We start from the raw sequence: 19,777 nt of genomic DNA on the forward strand, positions 1-19,777 counted from the left end.
TGTTATATGCAGGAACAGGAAAAAATAGATGCACTCAGTAAAATTGCACGACAGTTAATTAATATCATCGTCTTTCTGGTGGTGATAATTTTATTCTTGTCCGGATGGATTGTATACTCCGGCTTGGAAAAGAAAAACCAGCCGAATAAGACCCCATCCTCTCCCAGCACTGCTGCTATGCAAACAACAGCTGCAGCCGCATCTCCGGCAACTGACTTTTGGCAGGCACCTGATATCAGCTCATTACCGGAAAATGCGGAAAAAGAAATTCTCCTCTATGGAAAAGAATTAATCACCAATACAGCCTTGTTCTTTGGCCCTAACGGAAAAATATCCAAGAATCGAACCAACGGTATGAGCTGCCAGAATTGTCATTTAGCCGCAGGCACGAAAGTTTATGGCAATAACTATGGTTCTGTGTTCTCCACCTATCCCAAATACCGAGCACGTTCAGGTGCGGAAGAAGATATCAGCAAGCGGGTTAATGATTGTTTTGAACGCAGTTTGAATGGAAAAGCCTTAGCTGTAAATTCCAGGGAAATGAAAGCGATTACGTCCTATATTAACTGGCTGGGAAAAGATGTGCCAAAAGGAGAAAAGGCAAAAGGCTCCGGCTTTAAGGATATCCCGTTTTTAGACAGGGCTGCAAACTCGTTAAACGGGAAAATGATATACGCTCAAAAGTGCCAGAGTTGCCATCAAGCCAATGGAGAAGGGGTGCTGAATGCCGACAAAACCGCTTTCACATACCCTCCGCTTTGGGGCAAAAACAGTTATAATGATGGCGCAGGCCTGTACCGTATTTCAAATTTGGCCAAGTATGTAAAATCGAATATGCCATTAGGTGCATCTCATGATAATTCCATATTAACTGATGAAGAAGCCTGGGATCTTGCAGCGTATATAAATTCACAGCCAAGGCCCTCTATGAATATTAAGAAAGACTGGCCGAAAACAGAAGAGAAACCCATTGATCATCCATTTGGTCCGTTTGTGGATGGATTTAGTGCCGAACAGCACAAGTACGGTCCATTCCAGCCTATTAAAGAAAAACTGGATGCACTGAAAAAGGAAAAGATAAAATCATAATCACTAAATAACAATACCATGAGAAGGACAATCTTACACCTAATAACATTTGCAGTACTGACCTGCCTTTCGGTTTCAGAAAATGCATCATTCGCTGGAAATAAGCCAAAAAACATATCCCCCGCCGTTGAGCCGCACCGTATCATATTTCAGTTGTCATCCGGTGATACGCTGGCGCATAAGTCACTCATGAAACAACTGAACAATATTATCGTATCAGCTCCCGATTCAAAAATTGAAATCGTTTGTCATGGTCCGGGATTAGACATCCTTACAGTTGCTAAATCAATAGTTAGTGATAAAATAAAGGCATTAAATGAAAAAGGTGTTGAATTCAACGCATGCGAATTCTCCATGAAGGAGCGAAATATAGACAAATCTGCAGTAATTCAGGAAGCAGGATTTGTAAAAGCCGGTATAATTGAGATCATTACCAAACAGGAACAAGGCTGGAGTTATATCAAGTCCGGATTCTGAGACAATCAACTTTAAAAAATGCGTAACAAGAATATCATATTTATATTCCTGCTTGGATTGCTTTGCTTGTCCTTACCTTCAGCCGCTCAGGAAACGGATGGAAAGGTGGAAACGGTTCCCGTTACCAAAAAGTCAAAACGTTCTGCCATTGCTGATTTCTTTAAACAATCTAAATGGGATTTTCATGCACGTACATTCTTTATGGCTACCATCAATGAAGGTGCTCTCAAAGACGACTACGCGCTGGCACAAGGTGCAGGAATAGGCCTGGTTACCAAATCCATCAAGGGTCTTCAGTTCGGTATGAGCGGGTATTTCAACTTCAACATCATCTCCTCCGATTTATCGAAACCCGATTCTGTCACAGGCCTTAAGAACCGGTATGAAATAGGACAATTCGATATCAACAATCCTAAAAACAAATTCCAGTTACTACGGCTCGAAGAACTCTATTTAAAATACAGCATCCGCAAAAGCAGCATCACATTAGGCAGGATGAATTTAAATACGCCTTTCATGAATCCGCAGGATGGAAGAATGCGCCCCACCGTTGAAAGCGGAATTTGGGTGATTATCAGGGAAAGTGAAAAGGCAGGATTTACAGGTGGATATATCTTCGGCGTTTCACCCCGTTCCACTTTAGACTGGTTCAAAGTTCAATCTTCCATTGGAATATACCCGCAGGGTGTAAATACAGACGGAAGCAAATCCAACTATCACGACAGTATCAGAAGCGGCGGATTCCTGATGGGGAACATCTATTACAAACCGTTTAATGGCCTGACCATCTCCGTATGGAACGGCATTTTCTTTAATGTCATGAATACCTTCCTATTTGAAATCAAGAGTGAACAAAATTTAAAAAAGCAGCCACTTACTTTCTATGAATCATTGATGTACATCCGTCAGGATGCAATAAAAAACGGAGGAAATCCAGACCCTTCCAAAACATACATAAATAAAGGGGCAGCCTCAAATGTAATCAGTGCTCAGTTGGGCTTGAAAAACAAACGGGTAAATGCCAACATCAATTATACCCATATATTCGCAACGGGAAGGTATCTTATGCCCCGCGAGTGGGGAAGAGACCCGTTTTATACTTTCTTGCCAAGAGAACGGAATGAAGGAAGCGGAAATGTGCATGCGTTATCTGCCAATTTTACCGTGTTTCTCGTTAAAGAAAAATTCAAATCGACACTCTCCTATGGTTTTTATAAATTACCCGTCCCAACGGATGTGAAAATCAATAAATACGGCATGCCTTCCTATCATCAGATAAATCTGGCATCCTCCTATACCTTTACCAATATTCTAAAAGGATTGGAAATCCGTATGCTGATTGCTTCAAAATTCAATGCAAATTCCAAAATTGAACAACCTAAATACATCTATAATAAAGTAAATATGGTTAACTTCAACCTCATCGTTGATTTGACAATTTAACATAAATACTTTAATATGGTCAAAGCTGAAAACAAACTCAGTTCAATCCTTGAAACGAATCTTGTACAAGAAATAATGAAAACAGGAAAAACCGTGAACTTTAAAGAAGGGGATGTTATCATTGACTACGACAAGCACATCAAGTCAATGCCCATTATCTTAAGCGGTACTGTTCGTGTGATGAAAAGAGATGAAACCGGCAGGGAAATCCTGTTGTATTACCTCAGCAGCAACGACAGTTGCGCCATGGCATATACCTGTTGTATGGAGGCCCGCAGAAGCGAGATAAAAGCCATTGCTGAAGATAACGTGGAAATCATAACCGTTCCGCACGAAAAACTGGATGAATGGCTGGTAAAATATCCAACCTGGAAAAGCTACATCTTTAACAGTTTTACACAACGGTTCAATGAACTGTTAAAGTCCCTGGAAAGTGTGGCATTCCAAAAGCTGGATGAAAGGCTGGTCAATTATTTAAAAAATAAGACGAAAGTAAGCGGCAAAAAAGTAGTCAGCCTGTCACATCAGCAGATTGCAGATGAATTAGGCACCAGTCGTGTGGTCGTGTCCAGATTATTGAAACAATTGGAAAACGACAAGAAAGTTATACTGTACAGAAATGAATTGAAAATTTTAAATACACTTTAAATCAAGGTCGTGGCACATAAAAAAAAATTAACGGGAAAAGCAGCTGAAAATAACGTTACCTCCGGTAAAAATGAAAGCCGGAGAGATTTTTTTAAGAAAACAGCCCTGCTTGGACTGAGTTCCTTTCTTGTTCCGGCAGTAAACTTTGCAAAAGGTGTCAAATCTGCAAAAAACAACATCCCGGCAATAAGAAATTAGTTGCCGATAAAAACAAAGTAAGCATTCTGATTACTACGGATATCCATTCCCAACTCTATACACACGACGAGTTCTTTTGGGAAAACAATCAGGCTGTATACCGGAAACGAGGAGGCATGGCAGTTTTAAAAACCATGATCAATACGCTCCGCAGTGAAAATCCGGAAAACACGATTCTTTATGACGGAGGTGATTATTTTCACGGACATGCCGTCGCATCGCTTACAGAGGGTGAAGCACTGATTCCTATTTTCAACAATATGGATTATGACCTTATGCTTCCCGGCAACTGGGAAGTAGTCTACAAAAAGAAAAAGATGCTGTATGATATGGGACATACCAATGCTGCAAAGATATGTGCGAACATGTACCATAAGACAAATGATGAAAACAACGGTGAACTTGTCTATCCTCCATATTGGATAAAATATATCGCCGGTGTCAAGATCGGATTTATCGGATATACTGACCACCTGATACCAAAGAGACAATCCCCGGCCTACAGTGAAGGATTGCGTTTTGAACACGCAGATGCGAATCTGGCAAAATATGTCAGGTTATTGCGGGAGGTCGAAGGATGTGCTGTGGTTCTCGTAGCAACCCATATGGGATTGGCACAACAGGTAGGATTGGCCAATAACCCTGCCGCAGAGGGCGTGGATTATATTCTCGGCGCTGATACACACGAAAGGGTGAGAGAACCCATCCAGGCAAAATACACAAATGTCATCGAATGCGGAGCCTTTGGTTCTTTCTTGGGAAAGCTGGATTTAGTCTTTGAAGACGGAAAACTAAAAGATGCTGCCTATGAATTAATGGACGTGGATCCGTTTAAGTATCCTGCAGATAAAGAGATGCAGGCATTGGTAGACAAGGCTTGTGCTCCTTACAAACAGGAATTGCAGAAAGTAATAGGGACAAGCACAACTCCTTTAGTACGATATTTTGTCTTGGAAACACCCATGGACAACCTGATTACGGATGCCATCATGTGGAAATTCAAGCCTGATATTGCCTTATCAAACGGATTCCGTTTTTGTCAGCCTCTGGCACTAGATCCAAAAACCGGAACCGCCGCAATCACTAAAGAGTTTTTATGGAACATGCTGCCTGTCAACAGTGAAGCGAAGAAAGGAATTGTTTCCGGAAAACAAATACTGGACTGGCTGGAAAAGGAACTGCAGAATGCATTCGCCAAAGATCCGTCAAAAAGGTTTGGAGGCTGGTTTGTAAGATACAACGGAATGCAGGTCAACTTTACCATCTCTGCAGAATTTGGCAAACGTGTTAATTGGGTAAAGGTCAACGGTGAACTGCTGGATGAAAATAAGGAATACAGTATCATTGCCTGTGAACGGGAAGGCGATCCGGATGATACCCTTTGCAGAATGGAGCATGTCAGAAATCCGACGAAGCTAACCGCTTTATTGCACGATGTCATCGAAGAATACCTGCGTGTCTATTCTCCCGTTGCGCCTAAACTGGAAGGCCGGGCTGTCGCAACAGATGAGCCGGCAACTTTACTGACACAACTGCGCGGTACAACTTATAATTTCAGATAATCCGATTCGGTATTTATTCGGTTCAACAGCTTTCATCTTGGATTTTATGATTTGATGGAGGATGATTTGCCGTTATCTACCCCTTCCAGAAAATAACCGTCCTTCATACAGCTGCAACATGCAGATAAATGGGTAATAAACTTTGTAACAAAAGTAACTGACAATAAAAACAGAATGGTATAACTTTGCTTCATAATTAAATAAAAAAATAAAAAATGAAAGTAGAACAAATTTACACAGGCTGTTTGGCACAAGGTGCATATTACATAGAAAGCAACGGTGAAGCAGCGATTATTGACCCGCTCAGAGAAGTTCAGCCTTATATCGATATGGCTGAACAACGTGGTGCAAAAATCAAATACATTTTTGAAACGCACTTTCATGCCGACTTTGTTTCAGGGCACGTCGACTTATCAAAGAAAACGGGTGCTCCTATCATATTCGGGCCAACAAAAATGGAAATAGGCTATTCCGTAGTTATAGGAGAAGATGACCAGGAATTTCCATTGGGGAATGCCACCATCAAGCTGATTCATACTCCAGGACACACCATGGAGAGCAGTTGTTATTTGTTGCAGGATGAAGCCGGAACAGCAACCGCATTATTTACGGGTGATACACTATTTATAGGCGATGTGGGCCGTCCTGATCTGGCCCAGCATGTAGTGGAAGATTTGACGGAAGAAAAACTGGCCGGTCACTTGTTTGATTCGCTTCGAAATAAGATCATGCCACTCTCGGACGATCTGATTATTTACCCTGCTCACGGTGCCGGCAGTGCCTGTGGGAAAAACCTGAGCAAGGAAACATCGGATACATTGGGCAATCAGAAAAAAAACAACTATGCCTTAAATCCGTCATTAAGTAAAGAGGAATTTATCAAAGAAGTATTAACCGGCCTGATGCCGCCTCCGGGATATTTTCCTAAAAATGTATTGATGAATATTCAAGGTTACGACAGTATCGATGAAGTAATTTCCAGGGGCTGCAAATCATTGTCTCCTAAAGCATTTGAGGCTGCAGCATCTGAAACACGCGCCCTAATTCTGGATACAAGAAGTCCGCAGGTCTTTGGCAAAGGATTTATCCCGAATTCTATCAATATAGGTATTGACGGCAGTTTTGCGGTATGGGTTGGTACACTTATTCCGGATATCAAACAGCAGATCTTGCTGGTTACAGAACCCGGCAGAGAACTGGAAGTGGTGACACGCCTGGCGAGAGTTGGTTATGACCATACCATCGGCTATCTGGAAGGTGGCATGGAGGCATGGGAAGCAAGCGGTATGGAAATGAATACCATCCCCTCTGTAACTGCTGAGGAATTTGCCGCAGCGGAAGAAGAAGATCCGACTATAAACATCCTGGATGTACGAAAGAAAAGTGAATATTTTTCAGAACACATCGTCAATGCTATCAGTGCCCCTTTAGATTACGTCAACGAAAGCATGTTATTGGTAGATAAAAACAAACCCTATTATGTCCATTGCGGCGGAGGATACCGCTCCATGGTTTTTGCCTCTATCCTGAAAGCCAGGGGATACGATAACCTGATTGATGTTGACGGAGGGTTTACTTCCATCAAGAATTCCGGCAAATTTAAGATAACAGATTATGTTTGCCCGACATCGATGTTATAATCTAAAAACTTAAAAAATGCAGTTTATCCTAAAATACAAGTTGACCATTCTGGGTGTCATCCTCGGTGCTATAGGCGGATTTGCCTATTATCATTACGTCGGCTGTGCAAGCGGCACCTGCCCAATCACTTCCAGACCATTGAACAGTACCGTATACGGCGCACTGATGGGTGGCTTGCTGTTCAATCTGTTTCAAAGAGACGATTCAAAAGAAATTACCAACTCTAAACATTAATGTCATGAACAACAAAAAAATCATTATCGATGTCCGAACGCCCGGAGAATACATGGGCGGACATGTTACAGGCAGTATCAATATCCCATTACAGGAAATTCAGCAGCGGGTAGACGAGATCAAATCTCTGCACAAACCGGTGGTGTTATGCTGTGCTTCCGGAAACAGAAGCGGTCAGGCAGCGGCATTTCTGAAAAGCCAGGGTATCGACTGCGAAAACGGCGGCAGCTGGTCAAGTGTAAACTTTGCAATTCAGCGTAATTAAGGGTTAAATAGCAAGAAGGCAGACAAAGTAACAAAAGTAGCAGATAGTCAGAATAAAAAGGTGCAACTTTGATTTACATTAACTAATCATCCTAAATCAAAAATAAATGAAAGCAAACATGGGTACCATTGACCGCATCGCCAGAGTTCTGGTGGCGGTTATCATCGGAGTATTGTACTTTAAAGGAATTATAACCAGTACGCTCGCAATCGTACTTTTAGTGTTCGCAGGAATCTTCATCCTTACAAGTCTGATTAGTTTCTGCCCGCTTTATCTGCCCTTCGGATTATCCACCAAAAAAGAAAACAAACCGTAAAATCAAATCAGTATGTTACAAATGATCAAGAACCTATTCAGCAGTGCGCCGAAGACGGATTATAAAGAATTGCTCAAAAAAGGAGCCGTAATCATAGATGTCCGCACAAAAGCAGAATATCAGAACGGACATATCAAGGGGTCCCTGAATATTCCGCTCAATAACTTATCGAATCATTACTCGAGATTAAAGAAAGATCTGCCTGTCATTACATGCTGTGCTTCCGGGAACCGCAGCGGCCAGGCAAAACGCATCTTATCCGCCAATGGATTCAAGGAAGTGTACAACGGCGGCGGATGGATGAGTTTACAAAGCAAAATCAAATAAACGATGGAAACACTTAAAACCACCTTGCTGACAAACTGGAATTTCATGCGAATAATACGTTTGGTGTTATCGCTGGTGATTCTGGTACAATCGATTCAAATGCATGACCCGCTGTTTGGTATGTTTGGCGCATTTTTTCTATTCCAGGCCCTGTCGAATACAGGATGCTGCGGTGCCGGAAACTGCGCCACCGATTTACCTTCCAACGGGAACTCAAAGACACTTGAAAATGTTGAATTTGAAGAAATAAAGACAAAATGAAAATGGCCTCTTTTTCAGAAATAATCAATTCGGAAAAACCTGTTTTAGTGGACTTCTATGCTGAGTGGTGCGGACCCTGCAAGATGATGAAACCCATTTTAGAAGAATTAAAACAAAAAGTGGGTGATTCCGCCACCATCCTAAAGATAGATGTCGACAAGAACCCGCAGGTGTCCTCCATTTATAAAATACAGGGCGTACCGACCTTAATCGTTTTTAAGAACGGTCAGGTCAAATGGCGTCAATCCGGAGTGGTGCGCGCCAATCAGCTGGAACAAATTTTAAACACTTATAAATAACAACAAAATGGGACAAGAACATTATTACGAAGTAAATGTACAGTGGAAAAATGACAGAAAAGGACTAATGAGTTCTCCTGTATTGCCCGATTCTATAGAAGTAGCGACACCGCCTGAATTCCCGAAAGGCATGGAAGGTATCTGGTCGCCGGAACACCTGCTGGTTGCAGCCGCCAACAGCTGCCTGATGACCACTTTCTTAGCCATAGCTGAAAACTCCCGGTTGGAATTCGTCGATTTCAGTTCCAAGGCGGTAGGAAAGCTGGAAATAGTGGACGGTAAATATATGATCAGTGAAATTACCCTCACGCCCACTGTAATCATCCGGGATGAAAGCCAGAAAGAAAAAGCGGAACGCGTCCTGAATAAATCGGAAGCAGCCTGCCTGATTTCCAATTCCCTGAAGTCAAAAATTATTTTCAACATTAATATTGTAATTTCCAATTCGGCTTACGCCTGTAACTAAACTATAACCATGAGAGCGACAACCTTATCCATCTTTATTGCATTGATTACATTTTTCAGTGCCTGTTCCAACGGACAAACCAATACCAACCTGACAGCGGTGGAGTTTCAACAAAAAATGGCCAAGATGCCGGAAGCAGCTATTGTCGATGTCCGAACACCCGGCGAATTTGAGGGTGGACACATACGGCAGGCTCAGAATATAGACTGGAGAGATGCCGGATTTGAAACCAGTATCAATACGATTGATAAGAACAAACCTGTATTTGTGTACTGCTTAAGCGGCGGCAGAAGTGCCTCGGCAGCAGCCAAGATGCGTTCCATGGGCTTTAAGGAAGTGTATGAACTGAGCGGCGGCATTATGCAGTGGAGAGCCAGCAACCTGCCGGAAGAAGGCATGGAGACAGCTGCATCTTCAGGGATGAGTATGGCAGATTTTGAGAAACAGCTGGATTCCAGAAAATTGGTCCTGATTGATATTTATGCGGTTTGGTGCGCGCCCTGCAAACAAATGGAACCGTATTTTGAAGCCATTAAGAAAGAAATGGGTGACAAAGTGGATGTTATCCGAATAGATGCCGATGCCAACAAAGCTTTGGTGAAAGAACTTGGATTAGAAGGCCTTCCCGTTATTTTCTTATACAAGAATAAAGAGCGCGTTTGGGAAAGCTATAAATATACCACACAGGAAGAAATGGTGAAAGCGATTCAAAAGAATCTGTAATTACTTTTATTTTCTATGAATACCGATTATACGCAACACTGGGAAACGGTTTACCAAACCAAACAAACCAACGAAGTCAGCTGGACGCAGGATGTGCCGCAGACCTCGCTGGATTTTATCCATAGTTTCAACCTGCCTAAATCTGCAAAGATCATTGATATCGGCGGCGGTGACAGCAAACTGGTGGATTACCTGCTGGAGGAGGGTTTTGAAAATATTACGGTACTGGATATTTCCTCCACCTCGCTGGAAAGAGCCCGGAAACGCTTAGGCGACAAAGCAGCAGAAGTGACGTGGATTGTTTCCGATATTACCTCGTTTCAGCCACAAACCACTTACGACCTCTGGCATGACCGTGCTGTATTCCATTTTCTGACGAGCCCGGAACAAATCGCTGCCTACAAAAAGACAGTGGAAAAAGCCGTAAACGGGTTTATGATTATCGGATCATTCTCGGAGCAAGGTCCGAAAAAATGCAGCGGACTGGATATCTGTCAATATTCAACAAAAAAGCTAGAGGATACTTTTAAAGAAAGCTTCACTCCTCTTCATTGTTTGCAAACCGACCATATCACCCCTTTCCAAACCTCGCAGAACTTTGTATTCTGCAGTTTTGAAGCTAATAAATAAGCTACTCATCCCAGCACGATATTGCTGCAAACAACTGCTATCTGGAAAATCAGCACACACCCCTTAATCCCCTCTCAAGAGGGGAAAGCGGACAGTGCTATTCATATCATTCTTTACATTTTAAAAAAAAATGGTAATTCCGAATAATTCATGCGGACTGCATCTCCCATCCTTGGAGGGGATAAAGGGGTGGGTCGTTGGAATGCGAACCACACAGGTTTGTGTTGGGGACGTTTGTTCCGCTTTAGCTACACAATGTAACACCAACACGGGCTAGAATGCCCGAATTAGCAAGTGGTATTCTCTTCGGGATTTAGCTGCGCTGAACTTACGTTTCTCCTCGTGCCTCGTCGAAATGAACTGTGTAAATATCCAAATTATTTTAAAGAAAAATTAGGATTGTAAGCTATATTTCCTGTGCCTATGGCAAATGCTTGTCTGACAAGTTTGTTTGCTAAAGCTACTAATGCTAATTTTCCATTTTTCCTCTTTGTTTTAATCGTTCGTACATTTCTTTACATTGTTTATTTGAACTCATGGCTCGCATAGAACATAAATATAATAATTGTCGCATTCGACTCATTCCCATTTTACATATTCTGCTTTTACCTTTTACACTTGTACCTGATTCATATAACCTTGGACAGATGCCAATATAACTTACTAATTCTTTTGCATTCTCAAACTTTGTAAATCCATCTGTTACAACTATTAATAACATCGAAGTACGTTTACCTAAACCTGGTATCGTCTGTAAATTTTTATACAGTTCTGAATGATGTTTTTCTGTGATAGCAACCATTTTTATTTCTACTTTTTTTATCTCCTTATCATAAAAAGCAATCTGTTTCTTAATAATTTTACTGACATCCTTGCTCATCTTCCCACTACTGACAAAAGCTTCTAATTGGTTACTACAACTTGTTTTTTGTTTGGTGAGATTATCCAGAATCGCTTGTAATTGCTGGAGTTCTAAAAGATGTTCTGCTTTGGGTTGCCATAATCTTGGTGTTTCACTCTTACCATATTGTGCTATCATGGCGGCATCTTTCCTGTCTGTTTTAGCTCTACTCATTCGCATCTTACAAAAATGATTTACTGACAATGGATTTACAATACTTAACAATATTTGCTGCGAATGTAAATAATACGCAAACGGCATATAGTAACTACTGGTAGCTTCCATCACTATGCAGGCATCTTTTCGGCAAATATTTGATAATGCTTTTAAAACCCAGTGGATTATTGCTAATCTTTTGTGTACATAGCAGCCATCTTCTTTCGGTATGGCTACATCTAAAGTCTCTTTGGAGACATCTACTCCAACATAATTTACTACTTTTGTCATGATAAATTTGAGTTTTTCTCAAACTGGAGAGCTATCTGGTTGTTGACTTATCTATCCTAAATACGTGCTCATGGCACTATGAACTGTCCAAGTTTACAACTCAGAAGGGAAAGGTGATTAGCATTTCGAACGGTATCACACTACCTATGACGGTACTTAATCTTTATCCTTTCCTGCTCTTCTGTTTGAATTGATTAATAAAATTTCCTACAAGATATTTATTCCTCAGTTCAAATTAGTTTTCTGCAAACATAGGATGACGGGTTACTCATCGTGGCACGATATTGCTGCAAACAACTGCTATCTGGAAAATCAGCACACATCCCTTTATCCCCTCTCAAGAGGGGAAAGCGGACAGTGCTATTCATATCATTCTTTACTTTTTTAAAAAAATGGTAATTCCGAATAATTCATGTGGACTGCATCTCCCTCCTCGGAGGGGATAAAGGGTGGGTCGTGGGGATGCGAACCACACAGGTTTGTGTTGGGGACGTTTGTTCCGCTTTAGCTACACAAACTAACACAATACAGGCTATAAAAAAAGGCGAAGTGAATACTTCGCCTTTTTGGTATTATAATTAGATTGCTTCCTGTCTCAGGTACTCGGTGCGCAATGACGACAAGCTATTATTTAGCAACCGATACACTGCGTGTTTCCCGAATAACAGTTACTTTAATCTGGCCCGGATAAGTCATCTCATCCTGAATCTGTTGTGCAATTTTAAAGGAGATTTCCTCCACCTGTTTGTCGTCTATTTTTTCTGCTTCTACCAACACCCGCAACTCACGGCCGGCCTGAATGGCATAGGCTTTCTGGACGCCCTGATACGATACCGCCAGTTTCTCCAGCTCATCGATACGCTTCATGTAGCTTTCCATTATCTCGCGGCGGGCTCCCGGACGGGCTCCTGAAATCGCATCGCAAGCCTGTATAATCGGCGAGATGATATAGGTCATTTCCATCTCGTCGTGGTGGGCTCCCACCGCATTGATGATGACCGGTGCTTCTCCGTATTTTTCACAAAGCTTGGCGCCTAACAAGGCATGCGACAACTCCGGATCTTCATCGGAAACTTTTCCTATATCGTGCAGCAAGCCCGCACGTTTCGCGATTTTAGAATTTAATCCCAGTTCACTCGCCATAATTGCACACAAGTTGGCCACCTCACGGGAGTGCTGTAACAGGTTCTGACCGTAGGAAGAACGGAAACGCATCTTGCCCACCAGACGAATCAATTCGGGATGCAGGCCATGTACGCCCAGATCAATGACGGTACGCTCGCCGATTTCCATGATTTGGCCTTCCAGCTGCTTTTCGGTTTTCGCCACCACCTCTTCAATACGGGCAGGGTGGATACGGCCATCCGCCACCAATCGCTGAAGCGACAAACGGGCTATCTCTCTTTTAAAAGCATCATATCCTGAAATGATAATCGCCTCCGGCGTATCGTCTACGATAATTTCCACTCCGGTTGCTGCTTCCAGCGCGCGGATATTTCTGCCCTCCCGGCCTATGATTTGTCCTTTTTGCTCATCTGAGGTTAAGTTGAAGACAGACACCGTATTTTCAATGGCTGTTTCGGCAGCGGTACGCTGTATGGACTGAATCACAATTTTCTTCGCTTCTTTGTTGGCTTTCAGTTTCGCCTCGTCCATCACGGCTTTCACATGGGCCATGGCATCGGACTGCGCCTTGCCTTTCAGCTGTTCCACCAGCTGCGCTTTGGCTTCTTCGGCGGACAGCTTGGCTACCTGCTCCAGTTTGGCAACATGTTCGGCATGAGCTTTTTCGAGTTCAGCACGCTTTTTATTTACCACCTCAATCTGCTCGTTCATACGAAGTTTGATGGCTTCGTTTTCCTTTTCCTGTTTGCCAACGCTCGCCAGCTTGTCTTTGTGTGATTGTTCAATTTGCTTGGCACGGTTCTCCGATTCTAACAGCTTTCGGTTGCGTTGTTCAATCTCTTTGTTGTGTTCTTCCTTTTGTTTGAGGAAATACTCTTTCGCCTCCATCATCTTGTCTTTCTTCAGGGACTCGGCGGTGGTATACGCTTCCTTTCGGATTAGTTCCGCTTCCGCACGGGCGGTTTCCTCGATAGATTTTGCCTTTTCTTCGGCTAATTTTGCTTCGGCCAGATGCTTGTCTACACTGGCCTTGAAGATAATCTTCCCCAGGACAAGCCCTATGATCAATGCGCCGACAGCTGCAATAACGGTAATAATAATTGGATCCACTGTGTTGTATTTAAAAGTTAAAAATAGTTTGCCGGTTATGCCTGCGCTTAAGGACGGACAAACTCATTATCATCTCACATACTTTTTTAAGGAAAGTAATCAAAACCTTGTATGAAAGTAGGCAAAATGAAATTCGCATACTTTCTATCTTTTACACAGCAAATGGATAACTCTGAAAGAATCAGAATAGAGTGATACCGAGTGACTTGTCGAGCATAGCTTCCAGTTCATCGAGTTTGGAGTCGATATTGGCGTTGGTCGCTTTATTTTTATGTTGCAATGCTTCAGCGGTCGACTGCAGGGCAATCATGGACAGGAAATCCTGCCGGTCGCGCGTGAGCAATGTTTTCTGATATTCGGCAATTTTATCATTGATATCCTTGGCGGCCTGGCGAACGTAGCCTTCTTCATCGGAGGACACCTTCAGTTTGTAGGGTCTTCCTGCTATTAATAGATTTATATTGAGTTGTTCTGCCATCTACTGTATCAATTTTGCCAAACAGTCGTCAATTTCTTCCATAAACTCTTTCAACTGTTGCTTGGTAACTGCTCTTTCCTTTTCGGATAAATGCACTTCTTTTGCTGCTTTTATATATTGTATCTGTTCGTTTAAACTTTCTTTTTCTTTATTTAGTTCATTAATCTTGTTTTCCAACTGCAGAATTTTATGCTGAAAAGCAGCCTGCTGCTCCTCCAACTTTTGATTCTTGTCTAAAATTAGCTGAATTTTTTTAAAAATCCGCTCCCATTTTTCATCAATTTTTGCCATATTAACGAATTACAGCGTTTAATTGTGATTTGTATTGCTCCATCAACTTATTCATAACACCATCAATATCAACATCCTGTAGTGTCTTTGCATCATCCCTGAAGGTAAAACTTACGGCATACGATTTATTGTCTTTGCCCATTTTTTCATCTTCATAGATATCAAACAACTCAATATTACGCAAAATTTTCTTTCCAAATTTCTCTGCGATGGATTTTACCTCGGCAAATTTCACTTTTTTATCCAATAAAAGTGCTAAATCGCGTTTAACAGAAGGATACTTGGCTATTTCGCGGTAAAAAGTGCTGACCTTAGCAGCTGCAGCCAAGACGGCATCCCAGTTAAAATCCGCAAAATAAACCTCCTGTTTAATATCCATCAGTTTAGCATGTGGAGATTGTACTTTTCCAAACTCAACCAGTTTGGCTCCTTTTCTGTACACCAACGAATAATCGAACACATCCGATAATTCATTATCCGCTGATTCCACATCCATAATCCCCAATTTGGCCAAAACGGTATCCACGATGGATTTCAGGAAGTAGAAATCAGATTTCCTGGAAGTGGTGGTCCAGTTGGAAGCGCCGGTATTGCCGGAAACGAAGATTGCCAGATGGTTCTCTTCCTTGTATTGTTTCAAACCGCTTCCCTCATTTTCAGAATTGTTATTGCGATGATAAGTCTTTCCAAACTCAAATAATTTGATGTTGGAATTCTTGTGGTTGATATTATGCGCCACGCTTTCCAGACCGGTAAACAGCATATTATTACGCAAAACATCCAACTCTACATTAATGGAGCTCAATAACTTAACACATGAATCTGAAGTGGTACTTAAAGATGACTGGAATTTTGATTTAGTGACAGAATTGTTCATCATCTCAAAAAAACCCAGATTCACCAGCAAGTCAGCGGTTTTATTATACTGCTTATCCGCATCAAATGGCTTGGAGAAATTGACAGATGCATTCAACCTGGTCGGAATAGGAATGTTATTTACTCCATAAATGCGTATAACCTCCTCAATCACATCAGCTTCCCGTCTGACATCCGTGCGGTAAGGCGGCACCAATACGGTCCATATATCCTCTTTCTTCTCCTCTACTTTGATGTCCAGCAATCCCAAAATACGTTCGGTATCCTCCCCGGAAATAGCCACACCTGTTAAGCGCTTTAGATTCGTAAGAGACAATTCAACATTCAAGTAAGTGTTTGCAGATTTAGATTTATATGATTGTCTGTCAAATACTTCAGAAATAATTTTCCCTCCAGAAATATCTTGTATCAGATGTGCCGCCCGCATCAGTGCCTGTACGGTTAAAGCCGGGTCTACCCCTTTTTCAAAATGGGTGGCCGCCTCGGTACGCAGTCCATGGCGGGTAGAGGTACGTCGGATCGTTTTCGGGTCAAAATAGGCAGATTCCAGAAAGATAGCTGTAGTTGTATTCTTCACCCCCGAGGTAGCACTGCCATACACACCTCCCATGCACATCCCGTTACCTTCTCCATCACATATCATCAGATCCTCCTCATGCAGCTCTATCGTATTGTTATCCAGTGTGATGAACCTGGTTTTAGCCGGGAGATTCTGAACAAGAATTTTATTTCCATTTATTGCAGACAAATCAAAAGCGTGCAGGGGCTGACCAAATTCATGCAATACAAAGTTGGTGATATCCACCACGTTGTTGATGGGTTTCTGACCAATTGCTTTCAGTCGATTCTTCAGCCAGGAAGGTGATTCTTCCACTTTAATATCCTGAATAACAACACCAGCATACCTTGGACAAGCCTCTTCATTTTTAACCTCAATTTCAAATGAAGTATCTGATTTTAAATAACTTGTACTAAATTCAGGAATTTTTACTTTACATTCTGTTCTTTTCCTGAAACTGATGGCTGCAGCCAAATCACGGGCAACTCCAACATGAGAGAAAGCATCTGTCCGGTTAGGTGTCAATCCGATTTCTATAACTGTATCGTTTTCAATTCCGAAAAGATCAGCAACCGAACTTCCGGCTTCAGCAGATTCATCCAAAACAAGAATACCATCATGAGAACTGCCTAAACCGATTTCATCTTCGGCACAAATCATCCCGCTGGACTCCACCCCTCTTATTTTCGCTTTTTTGATATCAAACGGCTCCCCTGTAGCCGGAAACAGCCTGGCTCCTACCAATGCCACAATTACCTTTTGTCCGGCTGCCACATTGGGAGCGCCACAGACAATCTGGAGGGTTTCGGTACCGACATCCACCAAACAAACGGACAGTTTATCTGCATCCGGGTGTTTTTCCCTTTCGAGCACGTGACCAACGACTAAACCTTTCAGCCCACCTTTCACCGATTCAAACGGTTCTATACTTTCCACCTCCAGCCCTATATCGGTCAGCAGGTCTTTCAGTTCATCGTTGGATAATTCAATGTCAATATATTGTTTCAGCCAGTTTAAAGAAATTGTCATACAGGATAGTGATTAAAAAATAAAAGTAAGGATATTCCTGAGTTTTTGAAAACTATGGGTTAATTTTAAGGAAAATATAATTTATGAGAAAGATTACCTATTTATCACTGATTATTTTACCTGCATTATTGCTTTCATGCAGTAAAAAGAGTTGTGAAAGCAATAACACCGGAAGTATCATGATTCACAACGACGGAACTAATATGCCGGATGGCGTGGCAGATTTCTATAAAGGCCCCACCAAGCTTGCTTCGGTCAATAAAGGTGAAACAGCGACGGTAGAGGGTATTTTCGCAGGGGAATTTACATTAACCGTCAAACAAGGAGCAGATACCATCTATCAGGATGTTGACACCATCATTCAATGCGAAGTAACGCATCACACCACCAGTGTATATTTTCCCTTTTCTGACAAACGGTTAAAGAAAAACATCCAGCCGTTGACAAATGTGATGGAAAAAATAAGCCGACTCGATTTATACAGCTTTGAATACAACAAGTCAGCGAGCAAGTCATTCCTCCCTTCCGGAATGCATTATGGTTTTATGGCTCAGGAGTTAAAAGAAGTGTATCCGACATTCGTTCAGTTGAATTCAGACGGCTACTATTCCGTGAATTATCAGGAAATGATTCCGGTCCTGACAAAAGGTTTGCAGGAGCAGCAGCAGCAGATAGAAGCATTGAAAAAGGAAATGGCCGAACTGAAAAGCATACTGAAACAGCAGCAGCCAGTAGCGATGAAATAACAAGGTATATCTTTGAATTCCATTCTTTAGCAGCTATTCAGGTCAGAAACGTTGCAGACAGTGTCATAGTCGCTCATAAGACCCTGCCGGATATTTAACCTGTTATAGTAACTTCTTCAACAATACTATTTGCCCCATGTGATAATGCAGATGTGAAATCTGTCCGTGCAGATTGCGATAGGCGGATGTTCCGCCTTCAAAGATGGGATTATTCAGGATATTGTCTTCTTTTGAATTCAATGTTGTTTCAAGTATAACAAATGATTCCATGAATGCCGTTTTAAGTGCCTCCCACTCCGTTTCTAGAAGAAGATTAATCACTGGAAAATCCTCTTCTTTTCCAGGTTGGTAATTTTCACCGTTCAGACGCCGTGCGATGACCTTGTTCCAACAGGTCAAATGAGCCGCCAGTTCGGCGATATTGAGATGATTCGCATTTAATCTTCTGACAGCCTGCTCCGCCGTAATACCACGAAGCGCGGTTTCTGTATTAATACCTGTCCAGTTATTGCCGGTGGCAGTTTCGCTTAGTAAAGTCATTATTGATTGAATAATGCTACTCATAGGTTACATTTATTGCTTTCATGAAATCACTGACCAGGTAAGCAATTAATTTTCCGGTGGTGGAAGATTTCAGACCATTGTCTAATTCTGACGCACCTTCGCAAATATGCAGGTAGGCGATTTTATTGGAGGCAGCTGCCTGATGGACAAACTGTCTTGCCTGCAACAGGGAAAAACCGGCAGGTGAAACGGCACTGGACAATACATTTTCCATTGCGTCCAAATCTATTTCAATCCCCGTATATCCTGTTTTCGTAAACTGCAGCACCTCACTGACCGCTTCTGAAAATGTACTTTTCCCTCTTACGGCTATATCCTCATAAAAGTGTGCCTGTATGTTCTTATTCTTCTGAATCCGTTCCAGCATGGATTGTGTCATATAATTTTCATGCAGCCCCACTATCCCATATTTATTCAAATGACCCTCCTGCATGGCATACGAAAAGCCGTTTCCGGAATGCCTGCCTTCCAGCGCACGGAAATCTGCATGCGCATCCAGGTTGATAACATTGATCTTTGGTGTTTTTATTTTCCCGGCTGCAAAAAGTCCTTCTGCAGCACCTTTGATATTTCCAAAGGCATTGTTATGTCCACCACCGATGATAACCGGAATTTTACCGGCTGCCACTATTTGTCTGATACAATCCGCAACTTGTTTGTCTATCGCAGCCACCACATCGCGAAGGTATTCCACCGGTTTGTCAATTGTTTTTTTCTGGTATGCCGAAAAATCGAAATACCCCAGCAGCAGCAATTGTCCTGCATCCAGAAACGGATTGTGCTGCATATTGAAAAAGGCTTGTAAAAAGGAGGACCATGCCGTTTGTGTCCCACCTGTTCCTAAATTTGCTTTCACGCCGATATCTTCGGGAATGCCGACAATAACAAATCTTACGGCAGAATTTTGCATTTCCTTCTTCCAGTTTCGGGTGTTGGAAACTGCCTTTATCTTCTCACCTATTTTTATTTCACCATTTCTGGTTCTGGTGAACGCCAGGTGATTTTCCTTTTTAAAGAAAGAGAAGTTCTGCATATATCAAAGATATGAAATACCGCAATTATATATCAGGTA

24 protein-coding genes are annotated in these 19,777 nt (G+C 42.0%); 17 read left to right on the forward strand and 7 right to left on the reverse strand.

Going from position 1 to position 19,777, the window contains the following annotated elements:
• Positions 1-6 precede the first annotated feature (6 nt).
• The 16 genes from IPM95_07740 (at position 7) to IPM95_07815 (ending at position 10,579) form a co-directional block, all read left to right on the forward strand.
• Positions 7-1,089 carry a c-type cytochrome gene (locus IPM95_07740; protein MBK9329192.1) on the forward strand — a complete coding sequence of 361 codons (1,083 nt, stop codon included), beginning with the start codon at positions 7-9 and terminating at the stop codon, positions 1,087-1,089.
• A gap of 18 nt (positions 1,090-1,107) precedes the next feature.
• Positions 1,108-1,566, forward strand: a complete 459-nt coding sequence (locus IPM95_07745; protein MBK9329193.1) for a DsrE family protein — start codon at positions 1,108-1,110, stop codon at positions 1,564-1,566.
• 18 nt (positions 1,567-1,584) lie between these two features.
• Positions 1,585-3,009 carry an outer membrane porin, OprD family gene (locus IPM95_07750; protein MBK9329194.1) on the forward strand — a complete coding sequence of 475 codons (1,425 nt, stop codon included), beginning with the start codon at positions 1,585-1,587 and terminating at the stop codon, positions 3,007-3,009.
• A gap of 15 nt (positions 3,010-3,024) precedes the next feature.
• Entirely contained in the window at positions 3,025-3,657 is a 633-nt protein-coding gene (locus IPM95_07755) for a Crp/Fnr family transcriptional regulator (protein MBK9329195.1), read from the forward strand.
• A gap of 9 nt (positions 3,658-3,666) precedes the next feature.
• The gene (locus tag IPM95_07760) at positions 3,667-3,855 is read left to right on the forward strand and encodes a hypothetical protein (GenBank protein ID MBK9329196.1); all 189 of its coding nucleotides are present in this window, start codon (positions 3,667-3,669) and stop codon (positions 3,853-3,855) included.
• Positions 3,819-5,417: a bifunctional metallophosphatase/5'-nucleotidase gene (locus IPM95_07765; GenBank protein MBK9329197.1), complete on the forward strand. Its 1,599-nt coding sequence runs from the start codon at positions 3,819-3,821 to the stop codon at positions 5,415-5,417. Before IPM95_07760 ends, IPM95_07765 begins: the two co-directional genes overlap by 37 nt.
• Before the next feature lie 215 nt (positions 5,418-5,632).
• On the forward strand, positions 5,633-7,057 hold the full coding sequence (locus IPM95_07770; GenBank protein MBK9329198.1) for an MBL fold metallo-hydrolase: 1,425 nt from the start codon (positions 5,633-5,635) through the stop codon (positions 7,055-7,057).
• Positions 7,058-7,073: 16 nt separating this feature from the next.
• Entirely contained in the window at positions 7,074-7,292 is a 219-nt protein-coding gene (locus tag IPM95_07775; protein MBK9329199.1) for a hypothetical protein, read from the forward strand.
• Between the two features lie 4 nt (positions 7,293-7,296).
• Positions 7,297-7,557 (forward strand): rhodanese-like domain-containing protein, encoded by a 261-nt coding sequence (locus IPM95_07780; GenBank protein ID MBK9329200.1) that lies wholly within the window; start codon positions 7,297-7,299, stop codon positions 7,555-7,557.
• Positions 7,558-7,663: 106 nt separating this feature from the next.
• Positions 7,664-7,873, forward strand: coding sequence for a DUF2892 domain-containing protein (locus tag IPM95_07785; GenBank protein ID MBK9329201.1), 210 nt, complete (start codon positions 7,664-7,666; stop codon positions 7,871-7,873).
• Between the two features lie 12 nt (positions 7,874-7,885).
• The gene (locus tag IPM95_07790) at positions 7,886-8,200 is read left to right on the forward strand and encodes a rhodanese-like domain-containing protein (protein ID MBK9329202.1); all 315 of its coding nucleotides are present in this window, start codon (positions 7,886-7,888) and stop codon (positions 8,198-8,200) included.
• A gap of 3 nt (positions 8,201-8,203) precedes the next feature.
• A complete protein-coding gene (locus IPM95_07795) occupies positions 8,204-8,461 on the forward strand; it encodes a hypothetical protein (GenBank protein MBK9329203.1) in 258 nt (85 codons plus the stop codon).
• Positions 8,462-8,463: 2 nt separating this feature from the next.
• The gene (gene trxA / locus IPM95_07800; GenBank protein ID MBK9329204.1) at positions 8,464-8,760 is read left to right on the forward strand and encodes a thioredoxin; all 297 of its coding nucleotides are present in this window, start codon (positions 8,464-8,466) and stop codon (positions 8,758-8,760) included.
• Between the two features lie 7 nt (positions 8,761-8,767).
• Positions 8,768-9,226 (forward strand): OsmC family protein, encoded by a 459-nt coding sequence (locus tag IPM95_07805; GenBank protein ID MBK9329205.1) that lies wholly within the window; start codon positions 8,768-8,770, stop codon positions 9,224-9,226.
• A 9-nt stretch (positions 9,227-9,235) separates the two neighbouring features.
• Positions 9,236-9,949 carry a thioredoxin gene (locus IPM95_07810; GenBank protein ID MBK9329206.1) on the forward strand — a complete coding sequence of 238 codons (714 nt, stop codon included), beginning with the start codon at positions 9,236-9,238 and terminating at the stop codon, positions 9,947-9,949.
• A 15-nt stretch (positions 9,950-9,964) separates the two neighbouring features.
• On the forward strand, positions 9,965-10,579 hold the full coding sequence (locus IPM95_07815) for a class I SAM-dependent methyltransferase (protein ID MBK9329207.1): 615 nt from the start codon (positions 9,965-9,967) through the stop codon (positions 10,577-10,579).
• 469 nt (positions 10,580-11,048) lie between these two features.
• Here IPM95_07815 and IPM95_07820 read toward each other — a convergent pair whose 3' ends face one another.
• From IPM95_07820 to IPM95_07840, 5 genes are all read right to left on the reverse strand, one after another.
• Entirely contained in the window at positions 11,049-11,927 is an 879-nt protein-coding gene (locus IPM95_07820; protein ID MBK9329208.1) for an IS110 family transposase, read from the reverse strand.
• A 627-nt stretch (positions 11,928-12,554) separates the two neighbouring features.
• Positions 12,555-14,162 carry a ribonuclease Y gene (gene rny / locus IPM95_07825; protein ID MBK9329209.1) on the reverse strand — a complete coding sequence of 536 codons (1,608 nt, stop codon included), beginning with the start codon at positions 14,160-14,162 and terminating at the stop codon, positions 12,555-12,557.
• A gap of 181 nt (positions 14,163-14,343) precedes the next feature.
• Positions 14,344-14,640, reverse strand: coding sequence for a cell division protein ZapA (locus IPM95_07830; protein MBK9329210.1), 297 nt, complete (start codon positions 14,638-14,640; stop codon positions 14,344-14,346).
• On the reverse strand, positions 14,641-14,931 hold the full coding sequence (locus IPM95_07835; protein ID MBK9329211.1) for a hypothetical protein: 291 nt from the start codon (positions 14,929-14,931) through the stop codon (positions 14,641-14,643).
• Between the two features lies 1 nt (position 14,932).
• On the reverse strand, positions 14,933-17,395 hold the full coding sequence (locus tag IPM95_07840; protein ID MBK9329212.1) for a phenylalanine--tRNA ligase subunit beta: 2,463 nt from the start codon (positions 17,393-17,395) through the stop codon (positions 14,933-14,935).
• An 83-nt stretch (positions 17,396-17,478) separates the two neighbouring features.
• On the opposite strand from IPM95_07840, the gene IPM95_07845 reads away from it, so the two are divergent.
• The gene (locus IPM95_07845; protein MBK9329213.1) at positions 17,479-18,141 is read left to right on the forward strand and encodes a tail fiber domain-containing protein; all 663 of its coding nucleotides are present in this window, start codon (positions 17,479-17,481) and stop codon (positions 18,139-18,141) included.
• A 102-nt stretch (positions 18,142-18,243) separates the two neighbouring features.
• Here the strand turns inward: IPM95_07845 and IPM95_07850 are convergent, their stop codons facing one another.
• Together IPM95_07850 and IPM95_07855 are read right to left on the reverse strand one after the other, a co-directional pair.
• A complete protein-coding gene (locus IPM95_07850; GenBank protein MBK9329214.1) occupies positions 18,244-18,705 on the reverse strand; it encodes a DinB family protein in 462 nt (153 codons plus the stop codon).
• Complete coding sequence (locus tag IPM95_07855; protein MBK9329215.1) at positions 18,698-19,738, reverse strand: formimidoylglutamase; 1,041 nt, start codon at positions 19,736-19,738, stop codon at positions 18,698-18,700. The genes IPM95_07850 and IPM95_07855 overlap by 8 nt, the downstream gene beginning before the upstream one ends.
• Positions 19,739-19,777 lie beyond the last annotated feature (39 nt).

The organism is Sphingobacteriales bacterium (assembly GCA_016719635.1).
In the GTDB taxonomy this organism is placed as follows: Bacteria; Bacteroidota; Bacteroidia; order Chitinophagales; family JADIYW01; genus JADJSS01.

Bases quoted from the DNA above. Each gene is read 5' to 3' on its own strand.
- IPM95_07740 (MBK9329192.1), top strand. From the start codon at position 7: ATGCAGGAACAGGAAAAAATAGATGCACTCAGTAAAATTGCACGACAG.
- IPM95_07745 (MBK9329193.1), top strand. From the start codon at position 1,108: ATGAGAAGGACAATCTTACACCTAATAACATTTGCAGTACTGACCTGC.
- IPM95_07750 (MBK9329194.1), top strand. From the start codon at position 1,585: ATGCGTAACAAGAATATCATATTTATATTCCTGCTTGGATTGCTTTGC.
- IPM95_07755 (MBK9329195.1), top strand. From the start codon at position 3,025: ATGGTCAAAGCTGAAAACAAACTCAGTTCAATCCTTGAAACGAATCTT.
- IPM95_07770 (MBK9329198.1), top strand. From the start codon at position 5,633: ATGAAAGTAGAACAAATTTACACAGGCTGTTTGGCACAAGGTGCATAT.
- IPM95_07775 (MBK9329199.1), top strand. From the start codon at position 7,074: ATGCAGTTTATCCTAAAATACAAGTTGACCATTCTGGGTGTCATCCTC.
- IPM95_07780 (MBK9329200.1), top strand. From the start codon at position 7,297: ATGAACAACAAAAAAATCATTATCGATGTCCGAACGCCCGGAGAATAC.
- IPM95_07785 (MBK9329201.1), top strand. From the start codon at position 7,664: ATGAAAGCAAACATGGGTACCATTGACCGCATCGCCAGAGTTCTGGTG.
- IPM95_07790 (MBK9329202.1), top strand. From the start codon at position 7,886: ATGTTACAAATGATCAAGAACCTATTCAGCAGTGCGCCGAAGACGGAT.
- IPM95_07795 (MBK9329203.1), top strand. From the start codon at position 8,204: ATGGAAACACTTAAAACCACCTTGCTGACAAACTGGAATTTCATGCGA.
- trxA (MBK9329204.1), top strand. From the start codon at position 8,464: ATGGCCTCTTTTTCAGAAATAATCAATTCGGAAAAACCTGTTTTAGTG.
- IPM95_07805 (MBK9329205.1), top strand. From the start codon at position 8,768: ATGGGACAAGAACATTATTACGAAGTAAATGTACAGTGGAAAAATGAC.
- IPM95_07810 (MBK9329206.1), top strand. From the start codon at position 9,236: ATGAGAGCGACAACCTTATCCATCTTTATTGCATTGATTACATTTTTC.
- IPM95_07815 (MBK9329207.1), top strand. From the start codon at position 9,965: ATGAATACCGATTATACGCAACACTGGGAAACGGTTTACCAAACCAAA.
- IPM95_07820 (MBK9329208.1), bottom strand. From the start codon at position 11,927: ATGACAAAAGTAGTAAATTATGTTGGAGTAGATGTCTCCAAAGAGACT.
- IPM95_07830 (MBK9329210.1), bottom strand. From the start codon at position 14,640: ATGGCAGAACAACTCAATATAAATCTATTAATAGCAGGAAGACCCTAC.
- IPM95_07835 (MBK9329211.1), bottom strand. From the start codon at position 14,931: ATGGCAAAAATTGATGAAAAATGGGAGCGGATTTTTAAAAAAATTCAG.
- IPM95_07840 (MBK9329212.1), bottom strand. From the start codon at position 17,395: ATGACAATTTCTTTAAACTGGCTGAAACAATATATTGACATTGAATTA.
- IPM95_07845 (MBK9329213.1), top strand. From the start codon at position 17,479: ATGAGAAAGATTACCTATTTATCACTGATTATTTTACCTGCATTATTG.
- IPM95_07850 (MBK9329214.1), bottom strand. From the start codon at position 18,705: ATGAGTAGCATTATTCAATCAATAATGACTTTACTAAGCGAAACTGCC.
- IPM95_07855 (MBK9329215.1), bottom strand. From the start codon at position 19,738: ATGCAGAACTTCTCTTTCTTTAAAAAGGAAAATCACCTGGCGTTCACC.